Raw genomic sequence first — 13,521 nt, forward strand, 5'->3', positions numbered from 1 at the left:
ATCTTCACAGTCGACCACATTTGAATCACCGTCCAAGTCGTACCCCGCACGCTCGCATACTGGAGGAGAAAAAAATGTCAGACGGCTTCGCAGCTCCCACCGAAACCCTCGCACCGGCGTACACAGGACGGCTCGGCACCGATCCGATTCCAGCTCTGAAAATGCCCAAGGCCGAGTCGGATCCCGAAGCGGCGTACCGATTCATCCACGACGAACTGATGCTCGACGGCAGTTCCCGACTGAACCTGGCAACCTTCGTCACCACCTGGATGGATCCTCAGGCAGACAAGCTGATGGCCGAGACATTCGACAAGAACATGATCGACAAAGACGAGTATCCCGCGACAGCGGAGATCGAAACTCGTTGCGTCAACATGGTTGCCGACCTCTTCCACGCAGAAGGGCTGACCTCCGACCCTGCGTCCGCAACGGGGGTCTCAACGGTAGGGTCCTCCGAAGCTGTGATGCTCGGCGGCCTCGCACTCAAATGGCGCTGGCGCCAGCGCCGCGAACAAGAAGGTAAAGACACCACGAAGCCCAATCTCATCCTCGGCAGCAACGTCCAGGTCGTCTGGGAAAAGTTCTGCCGCTACTTCGACGTCGAACCAAAATACCTCCCCATGGAAAGGGGCCGCTACGTCATCACTCCCGAACAGGTCCGTGACGCCGTCGACGAGAACACCATCGGCGTGGTCGCCATCCTGGGCACTACATTCACCGGCGAGCTCGAACCCGTCGCCGAGATCGCCGAAGCCCTCGACGAGATCGCCTCAAACGGTGGTCCCGACGTCCCCCTCCACGTCGACGCTGCCAGTGGAGGTTTCGTCGTCCCGTTCCTTCACCCCGAGCTGATGTGGGACTTCAAGGTTCCGCGTGTGGTCTCGATCAACGTCAGTGGCCACAAGTACGGCATGACATACCCTGGCATCGGTTTCGTTGTCTGGCGCTCGAAAGAACACCTACCGGAAGACTTGGTGTTCCGGGTCAACTACCTCGGCGGCGACATGCCGACTTTCACCCTCAACTTCTCTCGATCTGGCAACCAGGTCGTCGGGCAGTACTACAACTTCATCCGCCTCGGCGTCGCCGGATACACCCAGATCATGGAATCGCTGCGCGACACCGCGCTTATGCTTTCCGCCGCAATCTCCAAGATCGACCACATGGCGATCATCACCGACGGCACCGCTATACCGGTCTTGTCCTTCGAAGTCGTCGACGACCCAGGCTTCACTGTCTTCGACATCTCCCACGAACTCCGGGCACGCGGATTCCAAGTGCCCGCGTACACCATGCCCGCCGACGCCGAAGATGTCGCCGTCCTGCGGATCGTGCTACGAGAAGGTTTCAGCCAAGATCTCGCGTACAAACTCGCCACCGCCCTCAACGAAGTCGTCGAGCAACTTCGTAAGAGCAACGCCGATCGACCCCAAAGGACTGCCTTCGCCCACTAACTGCTGTTGAGGGGCAGCCTCAGAACCGCTTCCCCTCAACAAGCTTCTAATTCTGGACGACCAGCTGCACCAACGAACACTTTGCAACAGGCGAAGACCGACTCCGCCTGCTAGCCCCGTCAGTGCACGCCGTTCGTACGGATCGACCGGAACCACGGTGCGTGTGCGCTCACCGCGAAGAACGCACTGCGGCAGATGTGCATGTCAAACGTACGTCTGGCAGTTTCGGCTGACTGAAAGTCGACCGATTCGTACAAGTCGAGAGCCACCGCATCGAGCACCATCGATCACATGCTCACCTTCATCGTCAGGTACGGGTACGTCCCGTTCATGCTCTTGGGAATCAACGGAATCGCAATCGCACTGGCGGCATCCGGCGCGCCGAAATGGTCACTGGTGGCGTTGATTCTCTTCGCTGTGGTCTGCTCATTCGCGGCCGAACGGGCGCTTCCCTACGAATCTTCGTGGAATGCCCCGGGACCGGACAGGTTTCGCGACGCTGTCCATGCGTTTGTCAACGAATCCCTCATCCTGGTCAGCGTCGCGGTGATTCCGTTGATGGCCGCGGTGATTCCGTTCGACGGTCTGTGGCCGAGCGGTCTTCCGTTTGTCGTTCAGGTTGTCTTCGCAGTGTTGGTTGCCGATTTCGGCATCACCGTAGTGCATTTGATCAGCCACAAAGTTGGATGGTTGTGGCGTTTCCACGCGGTTCATCACAGCCTCGAACGGTTCTACGGTATGAACGGACTCATGAAGCACCCCGTGCATCAGACTTTCGAAACCGCCGGCGGCGTCCTGCCACTGATCCTCCTCGGGATGCCCGTTCCAGTTGCCTCGGCGCTCGCGGTTTGCGTCGCTGTCCAACTCCTGCTTCAGCATTCGAACGCCGATTACCGCATCGGCCCTCTCCGTCCGATCCTCGCGCTCAACGCCGGCCACCGATTCCATCACCTGAAGTGGGCTGGAATCGGTGACGTCAACTTCGGTTTGTTCACTCTGATCTGGGATCACCTGTTCCGCACTTATTCTTTCGATCCGGAAAAGCGCTTCAGCAGTGACGATCTCGGAATGGCGGCCAAGCCCGACTACCCGGACGACTACCTCGGCCAGTTGGCGGAACCGTTCCGGAGACAGACCTGACGGACGAAGGTCGAGATTCAGCCCGCGAGTACCCGTCGCATGACGGGCTTGGCTGCGAACGCACTGGCCAACACCAACGCAATCCCCACTGCCAGGGTGAGGCCCAACTGAACGAGTGCCATCGGAGTGGTCAGTACGACTGCCCCTGCCAGCGGGAAGAGGAACAGCAGTGCGGCGCCGGCGCCGGCCAGCGCCATTACGATCACGGGAGTGCGAACGTGACGCATGCGGGCACTGTCCATCACCTCGACAGGTGTGCCGGCCAGAGTCAGACTCCGATAGAGCTCGCGGTTGTCGAGGATCCCGGATACCTGGGTGAGTGCAGACGAGACAGCTGCCAACGTGAACGTTGCTCCGAGTGTGAACAACACACCGGTTCTCATGTCGGCGAACAAGAATTCCTGTCCCGGTTGCAGTTCCTGACCCTCTCCGTTGCCGATCGCTGCGAGCAACGACGTGCCGGCGGCAACAAAACTTGCCATCGTCACACCGCTGACCGTGCGCCACACGGCCTTCGGGTTGTCCAGGACCCGACGTGCCGCGATCAACGAAGCACCGTCCCTCGCGAATCGGAGCATGATCCGTCCGAGCAACGAGATGACGAACGGACCGACCAGCGCAACAACGCCGAAGCAGAGACCAAGTCCCACCAGAATTGCCGCGATGCTCGCCGCGGCACCACCGAATGCACTCCATCCCAACAGAACCCCGACGCCCGCGACAGCGAAGATCATCTTCGGCGCGGCACTCGGATTGCCCGCCGTGACTCCCAACGGACTCACGAACACCTGACGCATACCGAGCATCGACGTCAAAGCCGCCAGTACGGTCATTCCGAATACGATGCCCACCAGAGGAACTGCGCCGACCCACAGCTCACCCCACTCGAAGGTGCGACCTTGAAATCGCAAGAGCGCCACGAGCGGCAACGCGAGGAAGTACCCCAGCGCGCCGATCAACGCACCGGCCAAGCCCTGGACACCCGATTCCGCAGCGCACAGCGCAACAATCTGACGAGGTGTGGATCCGATGAGTCGCAGCGCGGCCAGACGTTCGTCTCGGCGACGGGCGCCCAAGCGGGCCGCCGCCAGACCGAGAGTGATCGCCGGGACGATCATCAGCACCGACGCAACCCCCGCGAGCGCAAGATAGGCCTCCGACTCGGGTTCACTCGTTCTGCCGGCAAAGGCACCGTAACCACCGAGAACCGTGAGCAGCAAGGTGGTCGACGCGGCAAAGGCCGATACGGGGAGCGCGAAGGTACTCAACGCCTTTCGTCCCTCGCCTCGCACCGTCATCAAGGCGACACGCGCTGTGGCCTTCATGCCGCCACCTGTGTCCCGACGAGCGAACCGGCCTGCATCGTCATCGTACGATCACACCAGCGAGCGACCTCGGCGTCGTGAGTGACGACGACCAATGCCGAACCGATCTGTTGCGCAGAATCACGCAACACTCTCATCACTTCCCAGCTTGTCTGTGCGTCGAGGGCACCGGTCGGCTCGTCCGCGAACAGAACTGCAGGTTTGGTCACCAACGCTCGGGCGATCGCGACACGTTGGGATTGTCCTCCCGACATCTGACCTGGGCGCCGGTCCTGCAATCCCTCCAGACCCAAAGGTGCGAAGAAACCGTGCGCCGTCCTCTTCGCTTCCGCGATGGACAAACCGTTGAGCACCAAAGGCAAAGCGACGTTCTCGATCGCCGGAAGCTCCGGCAACAGCTGACCCGACTGGAAGACGAACCCGTAGGACTCACGCCGCAGTCGACTTCGATCGTTCTCACCGAGGTTTTCGATATGTCTACCGCCCAACATGATTGCGCCTGAGTCAGGTTTCACGATTCCTGACATGCAGTGCAGCAGCGTCGACTTACCCGATCCTGACGGTCCCATGATCGCCGTGGCAGTGCCCGCACGGACTTCCAGCGACACACCACGGAGCACCGGAACATTGCCGTACGACTTGCCCAGCGAGTGGACCGACAAGACTGCGGGTGATTGTGCGTTGTTCATGAGTACAGCCTCTCGCGGACCCCTCGCCGACACATCGGCCCAGCGCACGATCTTCGAACTGCCCACGGTCCTACCGGAGGATGACCGGACCCCGAGGTCTGTCAGGGTCGTCACTATGATTTCCGGCATGACCTGGTCCGGCGCCGTCCACATGCAGCCCGGCATTCTCATTTTCGCCGGAGCCGTCGGATCGGCACACACGCATGCGCATGCCGCTGTTCAGATCATGATCGTCGACGACGGGGTGGTCACGGTCACTGACGGGAACGGCCACAGGGAAGTCGTGCGATCCGTGGTCATTCCGTCAGGGGCGGTGCACTCGTTGTCCGCCTCGGAAGGCGCGCGAGGACGGGCGATCTATGTCGATTCCACCATCGGGATGGGCCGACGCATCCAGCCGCCTGAATCCGACCTCGGCGGTGTGGCCGAATGGTCGAATCGTGGACGGACGGCCGTGGCGATGACCGACCGTGGCGATGATTCTGATCTGGAATACGCAGCGAGGCTCGTCGATTCACTGTCCGAAGGCAAACAGCCGTCGAACCTACGTGATCTTCACCCGGCCCTCGAACATGCTCTGACGATACTGCCCGAGCGCCTTTCGGGGCCGATCACGCTGGCGGACACCGCCGCGCGGGTCTCCATCTCGTCCGGACGCTTGGGAAGAATCTTCAACGATCAACTGCAGATGAGCTTTTCGACGTACATCCGTTGGTTGCGGCTGCGGCGCGCCATGGAAGTTATGAGCAGTGGCGCAAGTCTGACAACCAGTGCCCACGAGGCCGGTTTCACCGACAGCGCCCATCTCAACCGCATCTGCCACAGCATGTTCGGGCTCACGCCCAGCGCTGCGACCGGCGATCTCACCTGGAATTGATGCTGCTCCCTGAACCAACGCTGTCCGTCTCCGTCCTCGCCAGTAGCGACAGACGACTGTAGAGGCGCGCCAACCCGGGCATGTCCCGGAGGCTGCCTGCTACTTCTCCGACGCAAGCGTCGGCATACACCGTCAGTCGCGCATCGACGTCGTACAGAACATCGACGACGTTACCGAAGCGGCGGACTGCAAATTCCGATGCTTCTTCGAGAACTGGGACCCCGAAGATCACCCAGTCGTCGAAGCGAGAGGCAAGCTCGAGGTAGTCGGCGGCCGAGGTCGAACCGCCGCACAGCACCGCGAAATCGAACCACACGACACCATCTCGAATCGCCGAGCACGCCAATGTGCGTGTACCGATCGTCAATTCGACACCCTCACCCGACGGCCTCACGATTTCCGAGTCGACGAGGAATTCTCCTGTCGCAAAACGGTAGTCCCCGGCACTTGGTTGTCCTGCGGTCCGGTAGTCGATAGAGCCACCCAACTCGATCACCTCGAGAGTCAACTCGATCAACTCGATCGACGGAACGAACTGCTCGTGAAAAAGCGGATTCGGAAGAAGCTCGGCCGGCGGGACATTGGACGTGACAACAACAGTCACACCTTTCGCGACGATTGTGTCGAGAACCCTTGCCATGAACATTGCGTCGGCAACGTCGTCGATGTGGAACTCGTCGAAGCAGAGCACACGGATTCCGTCTGCGACGTGGTCCAACGCCGAACCCATCGACCCGAGTTCGTGCGCCCGTGCGTGCAGGTCTGCAAAGAACCGATGAAAGTGAATGCGCCGCTTGCCGACTGGGATGCTGTCGTAGAACTCGTCCATGAGCATCGTCTTCCCGCGGCCGACGCTTCCCCAGAGATAGATCCCGCCCCCGGTCTCACCGCCGGATATCCGGACCCGCAGGGCATCGAGAGCTTCACGTGCCGCCAACTGCTCTTCGTCCAGTAGCATTAGACTCCTCTACGTCTGTAGAGTCGAGGCTAGCGATCGAAAGCAAATCGAGTCAATGTGACCCTCACGACGCACCATCAGCAGCAAGGAACGACATGAAGCCCGACCGCAGAGCTCTCATCGCGGCATCCGCCGTCACGATCATCGCCGAGCAGGGCCCGCGTGCACTCACCCATCGGGCGGTCGATCAGTCCCTGGAACTTCCCGCCGGTTCGACGTCCTACTATTTCCGCACTCGCGAGGCACTTCTCGAAGCGACCGCACTGCACATCGTGCAACGATCGCGTTCCACTTTCAGTGGACTACTCGAAAGCCACGGAGACCCTGCCACCCTGACGGCCGAGTATCTCGACGATCTTCTCTCGCAACGCCGAAACGAATTGATCGCGCGATATGCACTGCTCCTGGAGACTCCCCGAGATTCGACATTGCACCAACTCCTCGAAGGAAGTCTGTTTTCGCTGGAGAAGGCAATACCCATCTTCGAAACCATCGGCGTCGACGATCCCGACGTCGCTGCCGCCAATTTCCTGAGCCTTCTGGAGGGCTTGATCTTCGATTACTGCCTCGGATCACGCAGCCGAGATCCTCGCCCCACCGAAACCGTTCGGCAGCTCAGGATCCCGATCGACATCTACCTGCACGGAGTTCACGCCAACTGAAAGACGTTGTTCAGCAGAGGCTTCCGGTGCATGGTCGTTGACCGGAAAACAGTGCCGCAACAAAGGGAGTGCTGTCTGGAACCGAAGCCGGAACGGTTCCCAGATGATCAGTGGGATAGGTATGGAATGCAAAGTCCACACCGTTTGCAGCGAGGTCAGCCGCGAACTTCAGTGTCAGCGGTGCCGGAACATCGATATCCGAGAGTCCCTGACCGATGAAGAACGGGCGGTCGTATCCCGAGGTCGGCACGGTGAGCAGTTCACGTGCAGCCTCCATGAATACCGGATTGTCCAGCGACTTCGTCAGCACCTGCCCGAGCGTGACGGTTCCGTACTTCGCGCGCGCCTCGGTGTAGCACATGTTGTTCTCGACATCGTCGAGGATGGTCTTGCCGAGCGGGGTCAGATACGAGTCGATGTCGATGTCCGGCCACGAAGCACGCAGTCCGTCAAGAACGTTCGCGATGTAGACCGTCGTACCCTTGAGCGGAAGCGCCGGGAAGGCCGGACCGCCGAGCGGTAGGAGATTCTCGATGTTCGAGGGGACACCAGTGGCGACTGCGCCGCGGTAGTCCAACTCCGGCGCGTAATCAGTGGCAAGCGAAGCGGTGAACATAGTCGCCTGCCCGCCCTGCGACTGCCCCATCGCAACCCATTCGCTCGACAAGTCACCGTCGACCGCACGAGCAGCACGCACCATGTCCACAACGCTGTGCGCAGCGGAACGACCGTCGAGATACGGGTGAACACCGGGTGTTCCGAGTCCCACGTAGTCGGTGGCCACCACCGCGTATCCCTGCTCCAGCCAGTGACCGAGATGCGTCGCGTTCCGCTCGAGCGGAACGCTATTGCTCGGCGCACACTGATCCGCGACACCCACCGTTCCGTGCGCGTAGGAGATGACCGGCCAACCACCCTCGGGCGGAGCCCCCTCGGGGCGATACACCACACCGCTACTCGTCATCGGTGCATCCTTCGGGCCCGTGGACCAGTACGTCACCTTCGTTGCGCTCACAGCACCCGGGATGACCCGATCCGCACCGAGCGACTCCTGGCCCACCACGGCGCCGGGGGCATTCTTCGATTCCGCCGCGGCCGGTGCGGTGACGGTCAACGCCACCAACGCGCTCGCACCCAATCCGACGAGCGTTCTACACAGCCGCTTGCTCACGTGCCTTCTCCTACCGATTGCGTTGACAGTGCCGTATGTGGCGATCAGCCCCACATCAGCCAGCCGATCGAGTTCAGACCTTAGAACAGCCTTACCAATTGGTCAACCTAAATTCCCGCTCCACATTTCCCGTTGTCACGCGACTGCTCCGGTAAGGTGGCGGTGTTCTATACATGCAGGTCCCCCGCGAGTTCAGGAGGCCGAAGGGCTCTCTCATGTCAGCGCCTGATCTCCCGACGTTCCCCCCGTCCCAGCAGAATTCGGTGGCCGCGATCCTCCGAGCGGCAGGCTGTGTGTTCGCCGAAGACGAAGCTCGCCTACTTCTCCACACTGCACGCTCTCGCGACGAACTCGACGCGATGATCGATCGACGAGTTGCCGGCGAACCACTCGAGCCTGTCATCGGCTGGGCAGAATTCTGCGGACTACGCATCCACATCGACCCTGGAGTATTCGTCCCCCGCCGACGCACCGAACTCCTCGCCCGCCAGGCCTGCGCACTCGTCGGTGCGGGAAGCGTCGTCATCGACATGTGTTGTGGTTCAGGAGCTGTCGGGGCCTTCGTGCAGGCGATGATCGATGCTGTCGATCTCTACGCGGTGGACATCGAACCGGCCGCCGTTCGCTGCGCTCGTCAGAACATCACACCGCCCGAGCGTGTTCTCGAAGGCGATCTGTACGGCCCACTGCCGACGGCATTACGAGGTCGTGTCGACGTCGTCGTCGCCAATGCGCCCTACGTCCCCACAGACTCGATCCGGCTGATGCCGCCCGAAGCGCGACTTCACGAACCGCGCGTCTCGTTGGACGGCGGCGCCGACGGCCTGGACCTACAGCGTCGCATCATCGCCGATGCTGTGCCGTGGCTACGACCGGGCGGTCATCTGCTCGTCGAGACAAGCACGGAGCAGGTCGAGATGACCGTCGAAACCTTCACTCGGGGAGGGTTTCTCACGCGGGTAGCAACCTACAGTGAGACCGCGTCAACTGTGGTGATCGGTCAGTGTTGAAGGCGATCGGATCATGAAGGCGTGGACCACTCCCGAGCGCGGGCGGCAAAGCCGTCGACAAAAAGCCCGAACGCACGATCGACGCGGGCCCGATCCCCCGTGGCCAGAAGATCCATCGACAGACCCCGCATTTGCGAGAGCAACAGAGTAGCGACAGAGGCAACATCGTCCTCGGGGCAGCCCGCTTGCCGTAGACCGGCTTCCAGTGCCTCGATCCAATCGCCCACGAATCGATCCAGGAACCGTCCGTAGCGTTCACGATCGCCGAGCGCGAGGGCGTAGATCTCGACCATCACTCGGAACCGCGGCAGGACCTCCGGCGTCGTACGTTCGGTCCACCACGCGGTCAACACTGTCGCCGGATCGACCCCCGGTTTCATCGGGACCGCAATCGGAATGGACTCACCACGCATGTTCTCGATGACCTCGGAGAGCAGATTCTCCTTACTCTCGAAATGGTTGAGCAACGACGCATGCGACACACCCACGGCCTTGGCGAGCTGCCTCACCGTCAGTTCCCCGACACCGTTGTCGATAACGTAGCGGGTCAGCGCGTCGAGCAACTCCTCACGTCGCCCGGCATATCTCAGGCTGCGTTTGTCGATGCGTTCGGGCTCCGGCACATACCCACCCTACCGGCCGGAACCACCAGGTCAGCGGCTGACTGCCTTCTGATACCGACGAATAGCGAACGGCACGAAGACGATCAGCAAACCGAAAGTCCACAACAACGACGCGATGACCGGGTTCTGAAGTGGCCACGCATCCGGAACTGTCATCGCAGGATTGGTATTGCCGAACAATTCACGGACCGCCTGCGTCACCGCCGACACCGGATTCCATTCGGCGATCACCTTGAGCGGCCCGGGAAGGTTGGTGGTCTCCACAAAAGTGTTCGCGATGAACGACAGCGGAAAGATGACGATGAAGCTCGCGTTGTTGAAGACCTCCGGCGTCCGGATCCACAGCCCCACAACAGCCATGACCCATGACAGCGCGTACGCGAAGAACAGCAGCAGCGCATAGCCTGCCACCGCCTCGAGGAAGCTGGAATGAATGCGCCACCCCACCAGAAGACCGGTCAACGACATGACCACCAAGCTGATGACGTTGATCAACACGTCACTCGACGTTCGGCCGGTGAGCACGGCAGACGGAGCCATGGGCAACGATCGAAATCTGTCGATGATTCCTTTCTGGATGTCTTCGACCATCCCCAGACCAGTCCAGGTTGCACCGAATATGACTGTCTGCGTGAAGATTCCGGCAATCAGGAATTCTCGATACGACGTGCCCGGGACAGAGATCGCGCTGCCGAACACGTAGGCGAACAAGAGCACGAACATGATCGGCGACAACGTGGTGAACACCAGCAGATCAGGAACGCGCTTGATCTTGATCAAGTTTCGCCTGGCGATGGTCAAACCGTCTTCGAGCGCCATCTGCACGGTCATTTCTGATCCTCCAGTTCAGCCTGGTGCCCGGTCAGTGTGAGGAAGACATCGTCGAGGGTGGGTCTGCGAAGTCCGACGTCGAACACCCGGATGCCGCGTGCCGACAGAAGATTGAGCGCCGCAACCAAGGCATCGGTGCCGTCGTCGACAGGAACAGTGACGCGACGGACATTCTCTTGAACCTGAATGTCCCCCACGGCAAGCGAGCGCAATTCCTCTCGCACGATGTCGAGATGTTCGACCTCGTGCACGCTCAGTTCGATGCGCTCACCCCCGACCCGCGCCTTCAACTGATCTGCGGTACCGCGCGCGATGACCGAGCCGCGGTCGATGACCGCGATCTGGTCGGCCAGCCTCTCTGCTTCTTCCATGTATTGCGTCGTGAGCAACAGTGTTGTCCCCTGCGCCACCAACCCTTCGATGACATCCCAGAGACCGAGTCGCGCCCGAGGATCGAGGCCGGTGGTCGGCTCGTCCAGAAACAACACCTGCGGCCGAGCAACCAATGCGCCCGCGAGATCGAGACGTCGCCGCATTCCACCGGAATAGCCCTTGACCGGCCGATCTCCGGCCTCGACAAGATCGAACTGCTCGAGCAATTCACGCGCTCGGGCCTTACTGCTTCGGGCGCCGAGGTGATACAGCCTCCCAACCATGTCCAGATTCTCGTAGCCCGTCAGGTACTCGTCGACCGCGGCATATTGGCCAGAAGCACCTATCTTCGACCGCAACGCCCGCGCATCCTCGACCACGTCCAGCCCGGCAACCTCGGCGCGACCACCGTCCGGAATGAGCAGCGTCGTGAATATCCTTACCGCGGTGGTTTTTCCGGCACCGTTGGGACCCAACAGTGCCATCACCGAACCCTCGCGCACTTCCAGGTCGATACCGTCCAATGCCGTGACGTCGCCGTACTTCTTGACCAACCCCTCGGCCACTATCGCTTCGGCCATGAGCCCTCCCGCGTCGGTTGTCCGTCGGTAGTCCGTTCCCCAGTGTGACCCAGGAGGCCGACACATTCCAGGATTTTTCACGCAACAGTCCTGCAAACGGGCCGCCGACAGGACCCAACCATCGAGAACCCTCACGATTGGGCTCGCTCGCGTATTCGAGTGGACGAAATGCCCCGGATTTCAATTCATGTTAGCGTCGCAAAGTTCGTGCCTCAGAATGCAATCCAGACAAATGTCTCTACAGGCGAAGAATCTGACCTGGAGGATAACTCCCATGCGTTTCATCTCTATGCGACGGTACGCAAATCTACCGAAAACAGTCCGTCTCATGTCGCTCACGACGGCTATCGCGCTATCTCTCACATTTGCCTATTCCTTTCAGGTGCAAGGGCGCACAGAATCACTTACGTTTGCTCCCGCTGCTCTATCTGCCAATCCGGAATCTGCTGCTCTCCCCTTTGACATTCCGGACCGGGCAACGCTGAACGGACGGAAGGTATTCGGACATTATTTTCCGCCATACCCGGTATCGATAGACAACGCCACCCCGAACAACGACTTCTACACAACTCAGTACATGACAGTGCACGGAGAGAACAATGCACACGTCAATTCAGCGGGATTCATACGCGACCGGCCTGCTCCACGCCCTCCGATCGCAGATCCCCAGTGGCGTCAGAGAGATCTCGAAACTGAAGTTCGACAGGCAGTCGCCGCTGGGCTCGACGGGTTCTCTGTCGACATCATGGCCAAGGCAGCAGACGCCAGTTGGTGGGGTTCAATCATTCCCGGCGCGCTCATGCAAGCCGCCGCAACAGTGGATCCAAATTTCAAAGTAATGCTTATGCCCGATATGAGCGCTTCTTTCAATAGCATGACCCCAGCAGAACTTGCGGCAGAAATTGCGCCATATGCGACAAAACCGTCGGTATTCAAACTTGGAGACGGACGACTTGTCATTTCCCCATTTCTTGCCGAGGCGAAAAGTCCAACATGGTGGTCGCAGTTCATCACCCTGATGAGTCAGTCATATGGGATAAATGTGGCTTTAGTTCCAGTATTCCTAGACGCAGCGGCAAACAGGAACGCATTTGCTTCTATCAGCTATGGCATGTCAAGTTGGGGGAACCGGAATCCAGCAGGGAACCCTGTGGTCAACAGCCCTAATTCTCCGCTGGATTTGGCCGCCGCTGCCCATGCATTGGGAAAGATCTGGATGCAATCGGTCTCCTTCCAAGACGTCAGACCTAACCAGGCCATCTACGACGAAGCGGAAAACACCCAGAATCTGCGCAATACCTGGCAGATCGCGCTCGATTCAGGCAGTGAATGGGTCCAACTGACAACGTGGAACGACTACAGCGAGGGAACATCCTTTGCCCCCAGCGCGGGGCACGGACGCGCCCTACTCGACATCAGCGCCTACGGTCTGTACTGGTTCCGGTCAGGGGTGATGCCGACGATCGTTCGCGATACTGCTTACTTGAGCTACCGAACGCAAAAAGTATCTGCAGTTCCTGCCAACCCGTCGACACCCCCGATGTCGCTGCGCCAATGGTCATCTCCTGCTCGAGATACCGTTGAGGTTCTCACCTTCTTGACGGCTCCTGCCGTCGTCAAAGTGACGGTCGGAACCACAACAACCACCTGCAATGCTCCGGCCGGGATGGGCACCTGCATCGCACCGTTAAAGGTAGGTGCTATCAAAGCCACAGTCGTTCGCGGCTCGACCGAGGTGTCTCGGGTGAGTTCACACGCTGCGGTAACAGCCACACCGTACAACCAGAATCTCGAGTACCTGGTCGATTCCAGTCGGAGATAACGGTGA

General features: G+C 60.2%; 13 protein-coding genes. 6 read left to right on the forward strand and 7 right to left on the reverse strand.

All coding sequences use genetic code 11. From position 1 onward, the window contains the following. The first annotated feature begins 74 nt into the window (after positions 1 to 74). Both I7X09_RS23105 and I7X09_RS23110 read left to right on the forward strand, forming a co-directional pair. Positions 75 to 1,454, forward strand: coding sequence for a glutamate decarboxylase (locus tag I7X09_RS23105; RefSeq protein ID WP_200313868.1), 1,380 nt, complete (start codon positions 75 to 77; stop codon positions 1,452 to 1,454). A gap of 291 nt (positions 1,455 to 1,745) precedes the next feature. Then, positions 1,746 to 2,594: a sterol desaturase family protein gene (locus tag I7X09_RS23110; RefSeq protein ID WP_200313870.1), complete on the forward strand. Its 849-nt coding sequence runs from the start codon at positions 1,746 to 1,748 to the stop codon at positions 2,592 to 2,594. A gap of 17 nt (positions 2,595 to 2,611) precedes the next feature. On the opposite strand, the gene I7X09_RS23115 is transcribed toward I7X09_RS23110, so the two are convergent. Beyond that, positions 2,612 to 3,919, reverse strand: a complete 1,308-nt coding sequence (locus I7X09_RS23115; RefSeq protein WP_095970921.1) for an FtsX-like permease family protein — start codon at positions 3,917 to 3,919, stop codon at positions 2,612 to 2,614. Then, positions 3,916 to 4,761, reverse strand: coding sequence for an ABC transporter ATP-binding protein (locus tag I7X09_RS23120; RefSeq protein ID WP_200313872.1), 846 nt, complete (start codon positions 4,759 to 4,761; stop codon positions 3,916 to 3,918). The genes I7X09_RS23115 and I7X09_RS23120 overlap by 4 nt, the downstream gene beginning before the upstream one ends. Here I7X09_RS23120 and I7X09_RS23125 point away from each other — a divergent pair. Continuing rightward, entirely contained in the window at positions 4,736 to 5,485 is a 750-nt protein-coding gene (locus I7X09_RS23125) for a helix-turn-helix domain-containing protein (RefSeq protein WP_200313873.1), read from the forward strand. The two genes, I7X09_RS23120 and I7X09_RS23125, sit on opposite strands and share 26 nt — an antisense overlap. On the opposite strand, the gene zapE is transcribed toward I7X09_RS23125, so the two are convergent. Further along, on the reverse strand, positions 5,472 to 6,443 hold the full coding sequence (zapE, locus tag I7X09_RS23130) for a cell division protein ZapE (protein ID WP_200313875.1): 972 nt from the start codon (positions 6,441 to 6,443) through the stop codon (positions 5,472 to 5,474). The two genes, I7X09_RS23125 and zapE, sit on opposite strands and share 14 nt — an antisense overlap. A gap of 95 nt (positions 6,444 to 6,538) precedes the next feature. Here zapE and I7X09_RS23135 point away from each other — a divergent pair, with 95 nt between their 5' ends. Beyond that, positions 6,539 to 7,105: a TetR/AcrR family transcriptional regulator gene (locus I7X09_RS23135; RefSeq protein WP_200313876.1), complete on the forward strand. Its 567-nt coding sequence runs from the start codon at positions 6,539 to 6,541 to the stop codon at positions 7,103 to 7,105. Positions 7,106 to 7,115: 10 nt separating this feature from the next. Here I7X09_RS23135 and I7X09_RS23140 read toward each other — a convergent pair whose 3' ends face one another. Further along, positions 7,116 to 8,276 (reverse strand): lipase family protein, encoded by a 1,161-nt coding sequence (locus I7X09_RS23140; RefSeq protein WP_095970918.1) that lies wholly within the window; start codon positions 8,274 to 8,276, stop codon positions 7,116 to 7,118. A 215-nt stretch (positions 8,277 to 8,491) separates the two neighbouring features. Here I7X09_RS23140 and I7X09_RS23145 point away from each other — a divergent pair, with 215 nt between their 5' ends. Then, positions 8,492 to 9,286: a putative protein N(5)-glutamine methyltransferase gene (locus I7X09_RS23145; protein ID WP_200313878.1), complete on the forward strand. Its 795-nt coding sequence runs from the start codon at positions 8,492 to 8,494 to the stop codon at positions 9,284 to 9,286. 11 nt (positions 9,287 to 9,297) lie between these two features. Here the strand turns inward: I7X09_RS23145 and I7X09_RS23150 are convergent, their stop codons facing one another. Genes I7X09_RS23150 through I7X09_RS23160 form a run of 3 tightly spaced genes read right to left on the reverse strand, consistent with a single transcriptional unit; the run spans position 9,298 to position 11,693 of the window. Then, on the reverse strand, positions 9,298 to 9,909 hold the full coding sequence (locus I7X09_RS23150; protein WP_124568899.1) for a TetR/AcrR family transcriptional regulator: 612 nt from the start codon (positions 9,907 to 9,909) through the stop codon (positions 9,298 to 9,300). 30 nt (positions 9,910 to 9,939) lie between these two features. Next, entirely contained in the window at positions 9,940 to 10,740 is an 801-nt protein-coding gene (locus I7X09_RS23155; RefSeq protein WP_003945537.1) for an ABC transporter permease, read from the reverse strand. Continuing rightward, the gene (locus I7X09_RS23160; RefSeq protein WP_095970915.1) at positions 10,737 to 11,693 is read right to left on the reverse strand and encodes an ATP-binding cassette domain-containing protein; all 957 of its coding nucleotides are present in this window, start codon (positions 11,691 to 11,693) and stop codon (positions 10,737 to 10,739) included. Before I7X09_RS23160 ends, I7X09_RS23155 begins: the two co-directional genes overlap by 4 nt. Before the next feature lie 328 nt (positions 11,694 to 12,021). On the opposite strand from I7X09_RS23160, the gene I7X09_RS23165 reads away from it, so the two are divergent. Then, positions 12,022 to 13,515 (forward strand): glycoside hydrolase family 71 protein, encoded by a 1,494-nt coding sequence (locus I7X09_RS23165; RefSeq protein WP_200313880.1) that lies wholly within the window; start codon positions 12,022 to 12,024, stop codon positions 13,513 to 13,515. Positions 13,516 to 13,521 lie beyond the last annotated feature (6 nt).

Origin of the sequence: Rhodococcus sp. P-2 (assembly GCF_016598535.1) — a bacterium.
Lineage (GTDB): Bacteria > Actinomycetota > Actinomycetes > Mycobacteriales > Mycobacteriaceae > Rhodococcus_F > Rhodococcus_F baikonurensis.

Bases quoted from the DNA above. Each gene is read 5' to 3' on its own strand.
- I7X09_RS23135 (WP_200313876.1), top strand. From the start codon at position 6,539: ATGAAGCCCGACCGCAGAGCTCTCATCGCGGCATCCGCCGTCACGATC.
- zapE (WP_200313875.1), bottom strand. From the start codon at position 6,443: ATGCTACTGGACGAAGAGCAGTTGGCGGCACGTGAAGCTCTCGATGCC.
- I7X09_RS23115 (WP_095970921.1), bottom strand. From the start codon at position 3,919: ATGAAGGCCACAGCGCGTGTCGCCTTGATGACGGTGCGAGGCGAGGGA.
- I7X09_RS23145 (WP_200313878.1), top strand. From the start codon at position 8,492: ATGTCAGCGCCTGATCTCCCGACGTTCCCCCCGTCCCAGCAGAATTCG.
- I7X09_RS23155 (WP_003945537.1), bottom strand. From the start codon at position 10,740: ATGACCGTGCAGATGGCGCTCGAAGACGGTTTGACCATCGCCAGGCGA.
- I7X09_RS23120 (WP_200313872.1), bottom strand. From the start codon at position 4,761: ATGTGGACGGCGCCGGACCAGGTCATGCCGGAAATCATAGTGACGACC.
- I7X09_RS23160 (WP_095970915.1), bottom strand. From the start codon at position 11,693: ATGGCCGAAGCGATAGTGGCCGAGGGGTTGGTCAAGAAGTACGGCGAC.
- I7X09_RS23105 (WP_200313868.1), top strand. From the start codon at position 75: ATGTCAGACGGCTTCGCAGCTCCCACCGAAACCCTCGCACCGGCGTAC.
- I7X09_RS23165 (WP_200313880.1), top strand. From the start codon at position 12,022: ATGTCGCTCACGACGGCTATCGCGCTATCTCTCACATTTGCCTATTCC.
- I7X09_RS23110 (WP_200313870.1), top strand. From the start codon at position 1,746: ATGCTCACCTTCATCGTCAGGTACGGGTACGTCCCGTTCATGCTCTTG.
- I7X09_RS23125 (WP_200313873.1), top strand. From the start codon at position 4,736: ATGACCTGGTCCGGCGCCGTCCACATGCAGCCCGGCATTCTCATTTTC.